The organism is Prochlorococcus sp. MIT 0701 (assembly GCF_000760295.1).
Classification (GTDB): Bacteria; Cyanobacteriota; Cyanobacteriia; order PCC-6307; family Cyanobiaceae; genus Prochlorococcus.
The window spans coordinates 38,372-54,088 of record NZ_JNBA01000011.1; the positions used below are offsets into that span (position 1 = coordinate 38,372).

The 15,717-nt window shown below is 53.3% G+C and carries 13 protein-coding genes and 1 tRNA gene; 7 read left to right on the forward strand and 7 right to left on the reverse strand.

What is annotated here, in order from left to right:
* Nucleotides 1–106 precede the first annotated feature (106 nt).
* Genes EV12_RS02530 through EV12_RS02540 form a run of 3 tightly spaced genes read left to right on the forward strand, consistent with a single transcriptional unit; the run spans nucleotide 107 to nucleotide 4,064 of the window.
* Nucleotides 107–2,440, forward strand: coding sequence for a heavy metal translocating P-type ATPase (locus EV12_RS02530; protein ID WP_036911530.1), 2,334 nt, complete (start codon nucleotides 107–109; stop codon nucleotides 2,438–2,440).
* On the forward strand, nucleotides 2,437–3,087 hold the full coding sequence (tmk, locus tag EV12_RS02535) for a dTMP kinase (RefSeq protein ID WP_036911533.1): 651 nt from the start codon (nucleotides 2,437–2,439) through the stop codon (nucleotides 3,085–3,087). Before EV12_RS02530 ends, tmk begins: the two co-directional genes overlap by 4 nt.
* Nucleotides 3,084–4,064, forward strand: a complete 981-nt coding sequence (locus EV12_RS02540) for a DNA polymerase III subunit delta' (RefSeq protein WP_036911535.1) — start codon at nucleotides 3,084–3,086, stop codon at nucleotides 4,062–4,064. Before tmk ends, EV12_RS02540 begins: the two co-directional genes overlap by 4 nt.
* Here EV12_RS02540 and EV12_RS02545 read toward each other — a convergent pair.
* From EV12_RS02545 to EV12_RS02560, 4 genes are all read right to left on the reverse strand, one after another.
* A complete protein-coding gene (locus EV12_RS02545) occupies nucleotides 4,061–4,867 on the reverse strand; it encodes a response regulator transcription factor (RefSeq protein ID WP_036911537.1) in 807 nt (268 codons plus the stop codon). The two genes, EV12_RS02540 and EV12_RS02545, sit on opposite strands and share 4 nt — an antisense overlap.
* A gap of 281 nt (nucleotides 4,868–5,148) precedes the next feature.
* Nucleotides 5,149–5,220: transfer RNA gene (locus EV12_RS02550), tRNA-Asn, on the reverse strand.
* Nucleotides 5,221–5,243: 23 nt separating this feature from the next.
* On the reverse strand, nucleotides 5,244–5,921 hold the full coding sequence (locus EV12_RS02555; RefSeq protein WP_036911539.1) for an ABC transporter ATP-binding protein: 678 nt from the start codon (nucleotides 5,919–5,921) through the stop codon (nucleotides 5,244–5,246).
* 41 nt (nucleotides 5,922–5,962) lie between these two features.
* Entirely contained in the window at nucleotides 5,963–6,226 is a 264-nt protein-coding gene (locus tag EV12_RS02560; protein ID WP_036911563.1) for a hypothetical protein, read from the reverse strand.
* A gap of 624 nt (nucleotides 6,227–6,850) precedes the next feature.
* Here EV12_RS02560 and EV12_RS02565 point away from each other — a divergent pair.
* From EV12_RS02565 to EV12_RS13945, 3 genes are all read left to right on the forward strand, one after another.
* Entirely contained in the window at nucleotides 6,851–7,846 is a 996-nt protein-coding gene (locus tag EV12_RS02565) for a hypothetical protein (protein ID WP_036911541.1), read from the forward strand.
* 234 nt (nucleotides 7,847–8,080) lie between these two features.
* Nucleotides 8,081–9,709 carry a DUF2079 domain-containing protein gene (locus EV12_RS02570; protein ID WP_241466479.1) on the forward strand — a complete coding sequence of 543 codons (1,629 nt, stop codon included), beginning with the start codon at nucleotides 8,081–8,083 and terminating at the stop codon, nucleotides 9,707–9,709.
* Nucleotides 9,710–9,726: 17 nt separating this feature from the next.
* Nucleotides 9,727–9,903 carry a hypothetical protein gene (locus tag EV12_RS13945; RefSeq protein ID WP_193742120.1) on the forward strand — a complete coding sequence of 59 codons (177 nt, stop codon included), beginning with the start codon at nucleotides 9,727–9,729 and terminating at the stop codon, nucleotides 9,901–9,903.
* Between the two features lie 115 nt (nucleotides 9,904–10,018).
* Here the strand turns inward: EV12_RS13945 and EV12_RS02575 are convergent, their stop codons facing one another.
* From EV12_RS02575 to EV12_RS02585, 3 genes are all read right to left on the reverse strand, one after another.
* A complete protein-coding gene (locus EV12_RS02575; RefSeq protein WP_241466480.1) occupies nucleotides 10,019–11,467 on the reverse strand; it encodes a DUF2079 domain-containing protein in 1,449 nt (482 codons plus the stop codon).
* Nucleotides 11,468–11,514: 47 nt separating this feature from the next.
* Entirely contained in the window at nucleotides 11,515–13,062 is a 1,548-nt protein-coding gene (locus tag EV12_RS02580) for an ArnT family glycosyltransferase (RefSeq protein ID WP_036911545.1), read from the reverse strand.
* A gap of 449 nt (nucleotides 13,063–13,511) precedes the next feature.
* Entirely contained in the window at nucleotides 13,512–15,077 is a 1,566-nt protein-coding gene (locus tag EV12_RS02585) for an ArnT family glycosyltransferase (RefSeq protein ID WP_241466481.1), read from the reverse strand.
* A 383-nt stretch (nucleotides 15,078–15,460) separates the two neighbouring features.
* Between EV12_RS02585 and EV12_RS02595 the strand changes: the two genes are divergently transcribed.
* Nucleotides 15,461–15,717: S-layer homology domain-containing protein (locus EV12_RS02595; protein WP_036911549.1), on the forward strand; the 257-nt coding region annotated here is incomplete at its 3' end.

The window sequence follows — 15,717 nt, forward strand, 5'->3', positions numbered from 1 at the left end:
TTCTGAAAAGACTGTTTTGAGTCTCTGGTGAGATCTTTGAGCTGCTTTTATGGGATGGGCTATCCGTAACGATTGTCATTAGCGTGCGAGAACACTTCACCGTTCCGTGAGCCGCAACGACCGTCCATTGGCTCATCAATCCGTCTCACTCGATATCGAGGGGATGAAATGCGGCGGCTGCGTTCAATCTGTGGAGCGTATTTTGCTTGAGCAGCCCAGTGTTGCTCATGCCAGTGTCAACTTGGTAACTCGAACTGCTTGGCTTGATCTCAATGATCCAGGCCAGTCTCTTGAGCCGATCCTTGCTGCTCTGGCAGCTCGCGGTTTCTCTGCTCAGCAAAGAAATACGGGCTCATTAGAACAGCTGACCTCTTCAACGCGTGATTCCCTCGCGGATTGGTGGAGTCAGTGGCGTCAGTTGATGGTGGCCTTGGTGTTGTTGCTGCTTTCGGTCCTTGGCCACCTTGCTGCAGGTGGGCATCTTCAAGTGATGATTTTAGGGGCGTTGCCCTTCCATGCCGGATTGGCCACGGTGGCTTTGTTGGGCCCTGGTCGGCCGATTCTGGTTGGCGGAGCTCGGGCAGCTCTTGCCTTAACCCCCACCATGGACACCTTGGTGGGGTTGGGCGTTAGCAGTGCTTATCTGGCGAGCCTGGTTGCTCTGCTTTGGCCTCAGGTGGGTTGGCCTTGCTTCTTCAATGAACCCGTGATGTTGCTCGGCTTTGTCTTGCTGGGAAGGTTCCTTGAGGAGCGGGCTCGCTTCCGCACTGGGCGGGCCCTCCAACAGTTGGCTCAATTGCAGCCTGATACTGCCAGGTTGCTGGCAGGTGATGGGACTATCCGTGAGGTAAGAGTCGGTGCTCTCAGGCCTGGAGAGAGGGTTCAGTTGTTGGCAGGGGATCGCATTCCTGTTGATGGCATGGTGCTGGAGGGACATTCCGCTGTCGACGTGTCCAGCATTACTGGTGAGCCCTTGCCGTTGGATGCAGCTCCAGGAATGGAGCTGACTTCAGGCAGCCTCAATCTTGAAGCCACCTTGTTGCTAGAGGTGCGACGTGTGGGAGCTGAGACAGCTCTGGCAAGAATCATTAGTTTGGTGGAACAGGCCCAGGCGCGTAAGGCTCCTATTCAAGGCCTGGCTGATCGGGTTGCAGGTCGCTTTTGCTACGGCGTTGTCAGCCTGGCACTGTTGACCTTTCTGTTTTGGTGGCAGCTGGGTGCACGTCTTTGGCCACAGGTGTTGCACGCTTCGGGTCAGGGGTTGGTGCATGGATATGGACATGGTGGTCTGCATGCCCCGCTTGGAGGCGTCGCTGAAACCTCGTTAGGATTGGCTTTACAGCTGGCCATCTCTGTTCTAGTCGTGGCTTGTCCCTGTGCATTGGGATTGGCAACGCCCACAGTGATCACTGTGGCCTCTGGTCAGGCGGCCCGCCGGGGGTGGTTATTTCGCGGTGGGGATGTGATTGAAATGGCAGCCTCGCTGAGGCAGGTTGTCTTCGACAAAACTGGCACTCTTACCCTGGGCCGCCCTTTGGTGGCGGGGGTTCTTGGCACAAAAAAGCCTGATCAATTGATGAAGCTAGCTGCAAGTCTTGAGCAGAACAGTCGCCATCCCTTGGCCCATGCTGTTTTGCAAGAGGCTCAACGGCATCGGCTGTCGCTACTGCCCACTTTGGCAACCCGTACCTATCCAGGCTCCGGCCTGGCCGGTGAGCTTGAAGGTGTAGAAGGAACGGTGAGAGTCGGCACACCGGAATGGCTTCAGGCTGAAGGGGTTCATTGGACTGCTGAACTTCAGGCTGATGTTGATCAGGCGTCTCTTCTGGGGCAATCGGTGGTAGCCGTGGCTCTTGGGGAAGAGCCTTTGGGTCTTGTGACCATTGATGATCGGCTTCGACCTGATGTGTCTGTTGCTTTGGATCGATTACGAGAGCAGGGGATGACTCTGGCCATGCTTAGTGGTGACAGACGTCAGGCTGTGGAACGCCTGGGTGAGCAGCTGGGTTTTCAACCCCATCAGCTGGGCTGGCAGTTGTTGCCTGATCAGAAGCTGGAGCGCTTGCAACGTCTTCGCAAGGCTGGACTGTTGGCAATGGTTGGGGATGGCATTAATGATGCCCCAGCCCTGGCGGCAGCAGATCTTGGTATCGCTGTGGGTACCGGCACGCAGATTGCTCAGGATTCTGCTGATCTGGTGTTGCTTGGGGATCGCCTGGAGGGTTTGCCGGAAGCCCTCTTGTTGGCTCGCCGCACCATGGCAAAAGTGCGTCAAAACCTGACTTGGGCCTTTGGCTACAACCTCATTGCTTTGCCCATTGCTGCAGGATTGTTGCTGCCGGGCTTTGGGTTGCTGCTCTCCCCACCCATCGCAGCTCTATTGATGGCCCTTAGTTCGATCACAGTGGTCGTTAACGCTTTGGCGCTGCGTACTACATGAGTGGTCGCCTTCTTGTTCTGGAGGGCATTGATGGCTGTGGCAAGACCACTCAGCTCCGTCACCTTGCTAACTGGCTGCCACGCAGTGGTTTGATGCCTGAGGGTGCAAGGTTGCATCTCACCCGTGAGCCCGGTGGGACGGCTTTGGGTGTTGCCTTGCGCAAGTTGGTTCTTCACCCGCCTGGGGATGCCTCTCCTGAGCCTCTTGCGGAACTGTTGTTGTATGCGGCTGATCGGGCCCAGCATGTGGCTCAGTTGATCCGACCGGCGCTTGAGCAGGGTCACTGGGTACTCAGTGATCGTTTTAGTGGCTCTACCCTTGCTTATCAGGGTTATGGAAGAGAGTTGGATCTGGATTTGATTCAGCAACTCGAGCAGATCGCCACGGCTGGACTTGTCCCGGACCTAACGTTTTTGTTGGAGTTGTCTGTAGAAGAAAGTCTGGTTCGGCGGGATGCAAGATCTAACGATCGAATCGAAGCGGAGGGAGTTGATTTTTTAACCAGGGTGGCAACTGGATTTGCTGTTTTGGCTAGGGAACGATCTTGGGTGCCGTTGCAGGCGGATCAACAAGTTGAGTTAGTTAGTTCTGCTTTGGAGAGCCAGCTGAAGCATCATTTCGGGCCTTTGCAAGAGAGCATGCGATGAGCCTTGAGATTGAGTCGCGTGGGCTGTTTGAAGATTTGATCGCTCAGCCGTTTGCAGTTGCATTGCTGGAGGCAGCGTTGAGTCAGGGTCGACTGGCTCCCGCATATCTCTTTTCTGGTCCAGATGGAGTGGGTCGCAGTCTGGCGGCATTGCGTTTTCTCGAGGGCGTCATCAGCAGTGGCAAGCCGGCTCTGCGTGAACGCCGTCGTCTAGAGGCGTTCAACCATCCTGATCTGCTTTGGGTCGAGCCGACTTATCAGCATCAAGGCCGTCTGGTCCCCAAGTCCCAGGCAGAGGAAGAAGGCGTCAACCGCCGTTCCCCCCCACAGGTGCGCCTCGAGCAGATTCGGGGGGTGACAAGATTCCTAGGACGACGACCTGTTGAGGCCCCAAGGGGCATGGTGGTGATTGAAGCAGCGGACTCTATGCCCGAAGCTGCTGCCAATGCCTTGCTTAAAACGCTGGAAGAACCAGGTCATGGCTTGTTGATTCTGCTTTCGGCCGCTTCTGAGCGCTTGCTCACGACAATTCGTTCTCGATGCCAACAGATCCTTTTTGCTCGTCTTGAAGCAGCTGACATGCAGGCTGCTCTGGCCAGGACGAGCAAAGCTGAGATGGGGTCGTCCTTGTTGGCATTGGATCAGCCGGAACTGGTTGCGATGGCCGCTGGTTCTCCGGGGGCGCTGTTGCAGCATTTTTGGCTCTGGCAGGCAGTTCCAGAGGAGTTTTGGCTACGCCTTGAAGAGCGTCCCCAAAAGCCAATGGAAGCCTTAGCTCTGGCGAGGGATCTGACTGAGGCTCTTAATGGGGAGCAGCAGCTTTGGCTGATTGATTGGTGGCAGCAACATTTTTGGATCCAACGGCCTGATCCAAGACCACTAAAACGTTTAGAAAGGCTGCGTTCACACCTGCTGGGGTTTGTGCAGCCCAGGCTGGCCTGGGAAGTGGCTTTGCTGGAACTGATTGCTTGCGTTTAAACGCTGGCGCGTTCTCCTTGCTTGTTTTGTGCTTCCCTGGCTTCCCTCTCTTGGCGTGCCTGAATTAGCAGGTCTTGAAGTCCTTCGAGTTGTCCTCCCGTAGGCAATTCAAGGCAGTACCCGGCACCGTAGACGGTTTTGATGAAACGAGGTTTGCGCGGATCGGGCTCAAGCTTGGTGCGCAGGTGGCGAACGTGTACTCGGATGGTTTCGATGTCATCATCAGGTTCATAGCCCCACACCTCCTTGAGGATTAGGGAAGGTGCCACGGTTTGTCCATGGCGCTGAAGTAGGCAGTGGAGCAGCTCAAATTCCAGGTGAGTAAGCCGTACGGGCCGGTCAAACCAAATCGCTTCAAATCGCTCAGGCACAAGTGTGAGAGGGCCGTAGCTGAGGATCTCGTGATGAGCGTTGGTTCCCACCGGCGCTCGATCGGTGCGACGTAGTAGGGCTTTCACCCTCACTTGCAATTCTTCAAGATCAAAAGGCTTTGTTAGGTAATCATCCGCGCCTGAATTGAAGCCGGTGACCTTATCTTTTGTGCCCCCCAAGGCGGTGATCATCAAGATCGGAATCCCCGCGGTGCGCTCGTCTCGACGCAACCTCTGGCAGAGAGTTAGCCCATCTACGTTGGGAAGCATCAAGTCGAGCAAAATCAGGTCTGGGGTGTACTGAAGAGCAAGAGCCTGACCTTTGATGCCGTCATCAGCCTTCTGTACGTCAAAACCATTGTGCTCTAAATGGCTGCTCACCAGTTCACGCATGTCCTGGTCGTCTTCGATCAGCAGGATGCAAGGCTTCATTTAGATCGGAGTCCAGGAGGAATTTGAAATCATCGGGGTGCTGTGAAGTCAGCTCTTGTCAGATTCTCTCAAGATTTGCTTTGAGGTGCATCATTGGCATCTTTGTGGTGGCATAGAGCCCAATCACTGAAACTCCCATGCAGACGGACCTTTTGACTGGCTGAAGAATGCCTTAAAGGTGTCCTCTTTTTAGGAAGTCTTCCGAATCTGTCCACGCACTGTTGTGGATGCCCTCTCATAGGCAATCAAAAACCACAGCCACCGGCTGTGGATCTGAAAAACTCCCCGGGCGGGATTCGAACCTGCGACCAATCGATTAACAGTCGACCGCTCTACCGCTGAGCTACCGAGGATTGCAACCCGAAGAACCTACCCCTCATCCCCGCCGACCTGCAAGGGGTTGGAGGTTTTGTCTTAGCTGATGGCCAGATTGCCAGGCTCCTACTTGGCCGTGTTCCATCCTGGCAGCCCCATCAGCGTGGTCGAGTTCCTCTAGACGATGAGTGACCCATAGGGCTGTCAGGGGTGCGTGGGAGCGATGGCAAAGCTGTTGAACTGTTGCCAGAATTCTTTGTTGGCTTGCTGGGTCTAGGAGTGCTGTTGGTTCATCCAGCAGCAGTAGCTTGGCTTCACTGGCCAGGGCGCCGGCAATTGCGAGGCGTTGTTTTTGGCCTCCGCTAAGGGTGTGAATCGGGCGCGATTCCATGCCGGCCAAACCCACCTGCTCGAGGGAATCGCCAATGCGCTGTTGCCGTTGTTTGATTGTGAGACCGCTAGGCAAATTCAGTAGCAAGTCGCTGCCGCAACTTGGCAACAGCAGTTGATGGTCAGGGTTTTGAAACACCAGAGCAGGTTTGAGCAGGCAAGTCACCTGGCCACGCTGCGGCTGCAATAAACCGCTGATTAGCTTGGCAAGGGTGCTTTTGCCGCTGCCATTGCTACCTACGAGCATCCATAGGCCTGGTTCTGGGATTGCAAAACTGCATTGGTCCAAGGCTTTTGTGCCGCAGGGCCAAATGAAGCTCACCTGCTCAAAACTTAGGAGGGGGGCCATCTCTAAAGATGCTTTGATCAGCGTTTTCGGCCACCATGGCCTCAGGTCTCAAAGGAAAAGCCAGGCCGCTTACTGCCTCCAGTGGCTGCTGTCTTCTCATAGAGCTGTACAGCAACTACTTCACTGACCAAAACAGTGACTTTTTTGTCTTCGACTTTTTCGCAACTGAGCTCCAGAAGGTGAGGCTGACCTCTCTCCAGGCACTTTCGCACTTGCTGGTAAACGGCTTCCGCATCTGCCAATGCTTTGCGCTGCACAGATACCGGCAAGGGGCTCAATTTGAGGGCCAGCTCAATGACGTACACGGACAACGTTGGCAGGATTGCTTCATTCTTGCGAATCAAGCTCCACTATCTGCCATGCAGACCAAAGCAGATGAGCATTTGCACTTGGAATGGACGGTTTTGCTTGAGTGGCCGTCAGGCATCCTCTCCATGGGGCCAGTGTCCTTAGCTTCCTGTGGAAAGGCAAGGTTCTTTTGCTCTGATTGGTTATTTATGTCGCTTTAGGCCTTGATCTTGTCTTGTCGGCTTTGTGTGTTTGGTTGTCGATCTGCGGCTCACCGATTCCTTCTCACAGGAGATCTGCTCCCCAGAGGAGCCAGAGTTCGACAGCTTTTAGATTGAGTATTTATTTTTGAATGCCGTGATTAGAGCCTGCAAGCCCTTTGTGGACAAGTATTTTTAAAACAGTGTTTCCCTTTGCGATCTACTTGCTGCAGGCAATGCCGTGCAATCAATGGCATCAAGGGTTGGATTTTAATTTTAAATCAATCCCTGCGTGAGCAGTGAATCTATTGATTTAAGTCCTTTACTTTGAGTCGTTTTGTGAGGCCAATGGCCTTGGTAGCTGTGATGGCTTGTTCTCTTGAGTATCACATGGCGGATTAGATTGTATTAATCTTCCCTTAAGAGACAGAGCAGTGCCTAATGAGTACTCCCCTTCCATCGAATGCCCAGGCTCAGCGAGATGCTGGAGATTATCTTTGCGAGAGCTTGATTAGACAAAAGCTGGTGCAACGTATTTGCGGCCAGGCTGTCATCTATTTTGGGGTATTGATTGTTGCAGTTTCTCTGTATAAATTTGTTAGCGCTTTCTCGTTAGAGGTCTCTCCTTGGCCTGAGCTGCAGCTTGGAGTCGCTGGCCTGCTGTTAGTTTTTTTAGGTAATTTCCTGCGACGCTCAACCTTTTTAAAGTCTTTGCTTTCGGAGGTTAGTTCTTCGGCTAGAGCAAGAAGATCTCTGTTGATGTTGATCTTTGCCTTATTTATTATGGGATCTGTAGCTCTCTTCAAGCTTTCAGTTCAGGATGTTTTGCGTTACAAACGTCTGCTTGGAGAAGGAGGAATTCTTGAGTATTTACAGGCTCTAATTCTTTTCACTTCTGCCTGGGTCTCTTGGCTGATTTCTAGGGACCTATGGAGGCGTTTGTTGATGCGCTTGCATGGAGTAATTTATGGGATTATCGCTTTAGGACTGCTCTTTGTTGGCTTAGAGGAGCTTGCTTGGGGGCAGGTTTTGTTTGGCTGGAGAACACCTGAGAATATAGCCTCTCTTAATGCTCAGAATCAGACAACAATTCATAACCTCGAGTTTTTTCAGGATTATCTCGATATTAATCTTTTTCTGGTCTCAGCATTGATTCTGGTTTTGGTGTTATGGCGGCCATCTCTTGGAGTATTGAAAACAAGACTATCTCGAGTCGATGTCATTCCTGTCGGAACATTTTTTCTGCCTAGGTATTTCTGGCCTCTATTCTTTTGTGCTGCGTTTTTATCTTATTTTGTCGCTACTAGGTCAGCGACAGCTTTGGTTCTCAACATCGATCAGGAGTGGGCAGAATTGATGCTTTATCTCTCCTTCGGTCTAGGGTTGTTGCGAACCTATGTTTTGCTAGCCAATCCATTACAGCGCCAGAATAGCTGATAGATATCTGCCGATATTGATAGATATCTAGCCTGAGTCAGTGTTGCTATGAGTTGAGGTTATCTTATGGTGTTAAGTATAATTATTTTTGCCTATTATTCTATTGATGTCTGGACTTAGAGTAAGCCTCCAGTCAACACTGGCTATGCTCTTATCTCCTGGTCTTTATTTTTTCGTTAGGGTGGTATTTGTCGGCTGTCTATTATTCATTTTGGCAGCTGAGGAATGATGCGAATGTCATCTCTTGTCAGTGGGTTGAGGTCCTATCGCAGAGACAACTTCCCTTGGGTTGTTCTTGGGATGGCTGGTGGCTTTGGGCTGGTCGGGCTGTTGATTCAGTTTTGGCGCCTTGAAAGCCTTACTGCTACTTACGACCAAGCTCTTTTTTTGCAAGAGCTGTGGTCTACTGCCAGAGGTCATTTTTTTGAAAGCAGCCTTTCGTCGGAGTTGTCGGCAGCTGTTGCCAATCAAGATGCTTTGCCAAGCATCGACTATCTCCATCTTGGCCAGCACGCCAATGTGCTGACTGTGTTAGCAGCGCCCTTAGTAGCACTCTTTGGTCGCTGGGCCTTGCCGTTGATTCAAGTGGGGCTGTTGGCTCTTGCAGGTTTGGTGTTGTGGCGGATGGCGTCGGCCCGATTGTCGAGGCCCTTGGCGATTCGTTTGACAGCTTCTTACTACCTGAGTGGAACCGTGATTGGCCCACTTGTTGAAAACTTTCACGACCTTTGTTGGTTGCCATTACTGGGCTTTTTGGTTGTTGATGGTCTCCTCAAGCAGGGATGGCGCCAGGTGATGGCCTGCAGTCTCCTGATGCTGTTGGTGCGTGAAGATTCCGGACTAACCCTGTTTTCACTTGGATTGTGGGCATCGCTTCGTCGACCTGGTGCACGCGCCATGGGCCTCATGGTCATGGCGATGTCGTTGGTTTATGTGGCAGTCATGACTGGCTGGATCCAACCCCAGTTTGATTCCACCCTCTCTGATCGCTTCCTGCAGGAAAAGTTTGGGCATCTTTTGCAAGGCCGCTCTGGTGGGACCTTCACCGTTCTATGGACGATGGTCACCCATCCGCTTCGTTTGCTGGCGGCCTTGGTGTCTCCTCCTGGAACCACCTTGGCTTTTCTGCTGGCACCAGCGTTGCCTTTGGCCTTTATCCCCTTTTTCTCGCTGGATGTGGCCCTGATGGTGGCTGTGCCTTTATTCATCGCCTTGGTGTCCCAGGGTATGAGTGCGTTGTCGGTAACGCTCAGGTATGTGCTTGCTTTGGTCCCAGGGTTATTTATGGGCGCAATGCTTTGGTGGCAGGCCCATCCAGGTTTCTGGTCTCATCTTTGGTTCCGGCGTTTCTGGACGGGATGTCTTGCCCTAGGGCTTGTTTTGACTTTGGCAAGCAATCCCCATCGCACCTTCTCCGCTCTTGTACCGGATAGTTTTAGTCCATTGGTTCATGTCTCGCCGGTCGCCATGCTGCAGCGAGCTGCAACGGCCCGTCATGCCGTTGGGCTGGTGCCAGATAACGCCTCGGTCGCTGCTGATACTCCCTTGTTGCCGCTTCTGGCGGAACGGGAGGTTGCCTTGCGCTTTCCGAAAAATATCGAGTACTACAACCGTCAGGATCAAATTGAATCGGTTCAATGGGTCTTGGCTTTCCCTGGCTATTACCGTTCGTTGATGCCACTGTTTCGCCAGGAAACGTCTCGTTGGCGATCCATCAATAAGGCCTTGCAGGAACTCATTGACGAGGGGCGTTACGGGGTGGTGAGCTGCGCGGATGGGTTGGTGGTCTTGCGCAATGGCGTCGAGTCTTCTTCTGATGCAAGACGTTGCCTTGATGCATTGCTAGCACTTGAGCCTGGATGAAATAGAAGGTTCAGAACGTGCCTTCTGCTCGATTCCGGTTACTGTTGATTTGCTTTGGCAATAGCGAAGTGACGTTGTCTGAAATAGGCATTCGTCGCATGCTTCGTGAATTGTCGTTATCCCCAAAGGAGGAGGTGCTCATGAGTTCCAGTTGTTCGATGCAGGGTCTGCTGATCGCGGAGAACGCCGGCTGATTTTTACACCTGTTCCCTGATCAAACGGTTCCGCGCCAGAGTGGACCCGACGAGAGCCCCCGCCATGCATGCATGGCGGGGGCATCGTTTTGCAGTCGTTTATTTGATTGGGGCCTCAAGGTTGTTTGATGGATTTGTGCTCGGACCGCTTACAAAGTTCCAAGCCGTTCTCCCAGCTTTTGCATGTCCAGCCAGCTTGTTTGGCTTGGCCCAATAGGTTTTGTTGATGTTTTCGGCTGGATCCCCAACCTGGATCTTTTGGGTTGAGAAGCAGTACATCAAAGTTTTCTAGATCTAAGGCCTTGCTCTTGCGGCGCGGAAAGCTAAGCGCAATGCGTTGGCTGAGATGGGGGGCGAGATAGCTTGTGGTAGCAAGGCGGCTATTGCTAGGAATGCTTGCGATTGCTTCATAGCTTGGAGCTAGAGCATGGAGTCTTTCCAGATAAGGCCCACTAAAAAACCAGGGTTTGGCAAGGCTTACCCAGCAGATGGCGCTCCAGGTCAGCAGCAGCCAGGGAACGGCTTGTTTTGGGCTTATCGCAAGGCCATCGATGGCAGCCACGACAGCTATGACCGCAATTGGCAGGCTGTAGTGATTGGTCAGTGCCCGTAGTTGTGAGTCTTCCGATAGCAGATTCACCAGCACTAGCGGTAAACCTCCCATCAGAACGGGTAGGGAGTCTCGACGCCAGAATGGAACGACGGCAATGCTGATGAACAGCAGATACAGCAGTCCACCGATCCAATCCACATGCTCGATTAACAACTGAGGCTTTGTGATCAGATTGAAGAGAACCTCATCGAAGCTGTCGCCTAGGTAGGAGAAAAGGGCTCCGGCTGCCTTAGGGCCTCCAGTACTGCCTTTCAGCCAGGGGTAAAGCCAGTGATTGAGCATGGCTAACCAGCCCAAGGCCAGTCCAATGGCGGCACCGGCCCAGATCCAGCGCTTGCGCAAGGCCTGCTCTAACCCCAGGCCTACCACCACAAGCACAAGTCCATCACGGCAGCCAAGCAATAAGAGCAGCAAGCCAAACCAGAGCCAGGCTTTTTTGGCTCGACTGGCCCAGTAGCAACCTGCCAGGGCTGGCATCACCCATGTTTCGGGGTGGAAGTCGAACAGATTTGCGTTGAATACCACTGGCTGCAGCCACCAAAGAGCGCAGATCAGCCAACACAATTTTGGAGTAAGGCCTGCTTGGCGGCCCACCCACCAAAGGGGTAGTGCTGTCAGGCTTAGTCCAGCCGCTTGGCTGGCGAGTAGCCATTGAGCGCTGGCATGGAAGTGATATGGCAGGGCTGCCAGATAGAGAGCCCAGGCTCCGTGATCGCCTAGCAGATGCAACCCTCCTTGCATCGAGGAATAGGGCGGCAACCCTTGGCTGGCCAACCAGATCCACTGGTCGAAAAGGCCAAGATCGTAAGCATTACTCTGCAGCAGAGCATGACGTGTTGCGGCGGCGGCCCAAAGCAGCAGGAAGATTGCCAGGCAGGTGAGGCTCAGGCGGCGGGGTGGGCAAGCCTTGGTGTTCAAGCGGTAATGCTCGAGTGTTGTTGAGCTTCCCATAGGCTTTCGCCTCGGGTCAGATACAGCACGTTGCCGGTGCTGATGATTTATCGGATTAACAGGTTGATGGGCGCCAGATAAGTTTGATTAGATGTTTGGGGGCAGAACTTGGAGTTTGATTGTTTGCACAAAAGCTTATGCAGGCGATTTCTTGTATTTCCTTGAGTAAGAGGTTTAAAGCTTTCTTCCCAGTTAAGGCTGCCCACTACATGGGTAGCACCTTGTGCTGCCCATGCTTGTAGCTGTTTCTGATTAATACTTTTGGCAGTGGTGAGCCAGCCTTGACGCCGTGCAAGGTTCAACAAACTGGGATCATTGCCAGTCACGCTCACGATCCGGGCCTTGCTTGGCACCTCTTTGCGGATGCTTTGGGCTAATGGCATCCAGATTTCTGTTTGTTGGCGCTCGAGAGCCCAATAATCAAAATTGAGTACAGCGAGACTGATGGCAATAATCAGTGCCAGGTTGATGTTGATCAACCATTGGTGGTGTAGCCCTTTGGATGCGATTAGCTTCGTTAAAGATTGCCAGCCCCGTCCCATTAATGGACAGAGAAAAATCAATAGGGGCAGTTGGTAGTACTCATGAATGGAGCTTGCTCGTAAGAAGACTGCTGTGCAGGCTCCCATGCCTAGTAGGCCTGCTGCCAGAATTTGACCACCTGCATCTCGGCGGCATTCCCATAGGCCAAAAAGCACGATCGGTACACCCAGCACAGCTAGGTTGCGTACGCTGATTCTCAGCAATAGGTTTAGCCAGAGATTGACATCCAGTAGCAGGCTCAGGCTGCTGCGATCAGAGTTGTTGCCCCAGAACCCGAAGCTCAAGTCACTGGTTTGGCCAAGTTGATAAGCATGGCTATACCAAAGGGCTCCAATCAGTATTGAGCTACCCGCATAGAGCCAAGGACCAGGTGAACGTAGAAGTTTTCCTAAGCCTTGAATGAATGTCGCCAGTGGTAGTGCTGGTCCAAGTGGCTGAGGCTGCATTTGCACGACCAAAAGGGGTATGCCGAGCCAGATCAAGGGCAGTACTTTGATTAAGCAGGCAAGGCAAAATGCCAACCAGCTGGTGAGCAGAGCCCAGCGAGATCGCCGCTGTTTCCAGACAAGCAGACGCTCGATACTCAGTGCTGCCAGTAGCATTAGAAGCGCTTCTGCCTGCAAAGTGCGGCCGTAGTAAACCCCTAGTGGCAGGACAGCGAAGAAGACCCCGCCCCACCAAGCGCTAATCGGATCCAGCAGGCGACGACCGATGCGGATGATGAACACGATGGCGAGTGCGCTACATAAAACTGAAAGGCCTCGTCCCAACCATTCGTGCAAGCCTGCAAGTTTGTAAAGCTGGCCAAGCAGATAGGGATATAACGGGAACTCGCATTCCACATATCCAGCACTGGCTCCACTCCAATCAATTTGCGGTAACCAGATCGGTGTGCCTTCTAGGGCAAAATGTCTCGCCATGGCTGCTGTATCCGCCTGACGCCAGCTATGGATGCCGAGGATGGGAGCCTGCACTTGGATAAGGCGCAGGATCACCCCTAAGCCCACGGGAAACCAGATTTGTTGTGCCCAGCGGTCAACAGACTTCGCCATCAGCAACTGTTTTCAATCAAGGGATATACCGGATGCAACTTGATCAGGTGACATCCTTCCAGGCAATGATCATCAGGCTCACTGCTATTTGAGCCCAAAAGGTAATTGCTACAACGTTTTTGTAGCCACCTCCAGTGGCTTCTGGTAAACAAATTCAGCTTCCTTTCATTGTGTTCGTTAAGTCTTAGTTGCTGAAACGATGAATGAGTTGGATGCGTTGATCTTGGAGGGTCAGCGCCAGGATGAGTGCTGCGGTGCGATGGTTTGAAACGCCAGCCACCACGAATTTTTTGAGCTCATAGGGCTTCGCCAGAGCAAGCAGTTCCTTGAGCTGAGTGGTGAGGCTGTTGTCGCGTTCGTTGTGGTTTTGCCGAATCGCCTACAGGCGTTCTGTTTGGTGTGTTCGGCAGAATGCGTGACAGGCCTCGGCTTCCCTAGATCGAGGCAAGTTATTGGGTTTGCGGGCCACAAAAAAGCAGCGCCCAGTCTTGCTTGCTTTCCGCAACCTTGCACTGCCGCTTCTGAGCCATGCTGCTGATTCGCTGGGGATTGCGCGTCAAGATCCATTCAGCGTCTGGAACAGCATCTAAGGAGCTGATGCGCTGGCCTGCATACCAGTTGAGGCTGGGCCTTTCATCATTCCCCTCGAGCACCACCTTCGCTCCCTTTGCTTGTGCGGCGAGCTGGGCGACAGGTTCAACGGGCCAGTTCTCATTGAGTTCCCAGAGCCAGAGTGAGGAGCCCATTAATAGGTATAGAGCTGCGACGCTTCCAGCCACCATGCTGATTGCGCCCAATTTGCGTTTGGCATGGGTTGGGCGCAGCATCAGCCATCCGCCGATACTCCAGCCAACCCCAGCAGCGAGTGCAATACCGCTATAGGGATAAAACGTGAGAACTTGCCCTGATGCGCCGATCAGCCCTAATAGAACAAGGGTGACTCCTAGGGCCAGCCAGAGGAACGGAACATGTTTTAAAACTGCTGCACCGGCAGGATTTGTTAGACCCTTCCTGTGAATGAGCCAGGCCAGTGGTGCTCCACAGAGCAGTGCAAATGGGAGCCATAGGGGGTGGCTGTACCAGGGGAGTTGGGTCTTCAGTGGCAGGATTGCAATGGCCAAAATGACCTGCGTGCCGAGTGCCCATTTGCCCCAACGGCTGTGTCGTTGACGCCAGGCCCAGGCCATTGCGAAGGGCCATAGCAAAAGCCATGGCCAACCACCCTCGAGCATCTCAATTGCCGGGACTCTCCAGCCGAGGTCGCTGCCTTCTCCAGCATCAAACAGGACGCGGCCTGCACCATCGCCTCCCCAGAGCCACAGCGCCCCAGTACCTCTATGTAAGCCATGCCACAGGTGCCAGGCCAGGCCAGGGATCAGCCCCACTCCAAACCAGCCTGCCAGTGGCCATCGCCACCATCGCCTGAATTCACCACCCCAGAGGATAGGAATCAAGGCTGCTGCTGCTGCTGGCAGCAGCAGAGGCGCTTTGAGCAGAAGCATGCCACTGCTGATGAGTCCTGCCCCAAGCGTTCGCCAGCGGTCCATTGGGCTGCGGTCGAGGCTTAAAACGAGTAACCACAACAAGGCCATGGCACTGAGTTGTGGGCCATCGAGCATGGCCAGCCGACCATGTCGTACCACTGGCATCAGCGTCAGCAGAACCCCAGCTGTAGCAAGGCAGCTCGTTCGATCATTTGGTCTTAGATGCCATTGAACGAGCCCCCCTAAGGGAACAATCAGCGTCGATAGCAATGCAGGCACCAGTCTCACCAGAGTGTTTGAGGGGAGCAGAGGTGAAGAGTCCCCGCCGTTGTTGTTGAGTTGAACGGCGGCAGCTATCAGCCAATGCAAGCCTGGTGGTTTATTGAGGTAGGGCGAATCCCACAGGGTGGGAAGTAGAGCTTCGGCGCCCTGTTTTTGGCTTAACTCAAAGGCCACTCTGGCAACGATGCCTTCATCAAAATCGCGCAGGGGCAGATCTCCTAGCCCCACCAGTGCAAGCACGCAAGCCACGAGCCACAGCACTAGCAACCCCACAAGAGGCGCTCTTTGAATGGATGGCCTGTGATCAGCTGATGGCGAGAGCAATGGTTAGGGCTGGTAGGCGAACATGGCATGGGGATTCGGGATGAGAGCTGTCGACCAAAAGTTCCTTTTTATTGGTCATTCACATCCTTTTTCTGCTTCAGCTTGGTTCAGTTCGCAAGGGATGACTTCAGGGGGCAAGTCAGCACTGGCGAGACCTAGAAGGGATGCTGGCTGGCATGGTTTGACTTGGTGTTTCTGATACCCACCATTGAAACCATTGATACATCTGTCACACCAACAGGTGTTTAAACAGAGAGTAAGGGCCAGCATCGAAACGGCGCATTGCGCCCATCCGTGTGAGGAACCAAATGAAACTCTTCCAGCAATTGCTGGTGGCACCTGCTGCCTTGGGCCTGATGGCCCCTATGGCTGCTAATGCCGCAGACCTAGATATCAAAGGTGTGTCCGATTATTCGGCCTCCAGCGAGCAGGTCACCAGCATCTCCCAATTCCAAGATGTTTACCCAACCGATTGGGCTTATCAGGCTCTTAGCAACCTGATTGAGCGCTACGGCTGTGTAGCTGGCTATCCAAGCGGTAGCTACCTCGGCAACAGAGCAATGAC

Coding starts and splice junctions, on each gene's coding strand:
- tmk (WP_036911533.1), top strand. CDS start 2,437: ATGAGTGGTCGCCTTCTTGTTCTGGAGGGCATTGATGGCTGTGGCAAG.
- EV12_RS02540 (WP_036911535.1), top strand. CDS start 3,084: ATGAGCCTTGAGATTGAGTCGCGTGGGCTGTTTGAAGATTTGATCGCT.
- EV12_RS02545 (WP_036911537.1), bottom strand. CDS start 4,867: ATGAAGCCTTGCATCCTGCTGATCGAAGACGACCAGGACATGCGTGAA.
- EV12_RS02555 (WP_036911539.1), bottom strand. CDS start 5,921: ATGGCCCCCCTCCTAAGTTTTGAGCAGGTGAGCTTCATTTGGCCCTGC.
- EV12_RS02565 (WP_036911541.1), top strand. CDS start 6,851: ATGAGTACTCCCCTTCCATCGAATGCCCAGGCTCAGCGAGATGCTGGA.
- EV12_RS02570 (WP_241466479.1), top strand. CDS start 8,081: ATGTCATCTCTTGTCAGTGGGTTGAGGTCCTATCGCAGAGACAACTTC.
- EV12_RS02575 (WP_241466480.1), bottom strand. CDS start 11,467: ATGGGAAGCTCAACAACACTCGAGCATTACCGCTTGAACACCAAGGCT.
- EV12_RS02580 (WP_036911545.1), bottom strand. CDS start 13,062: ATGGCGAAGTCTGTTGACCGCTGGGCACAACAAATCTGGTTTCCCGTG.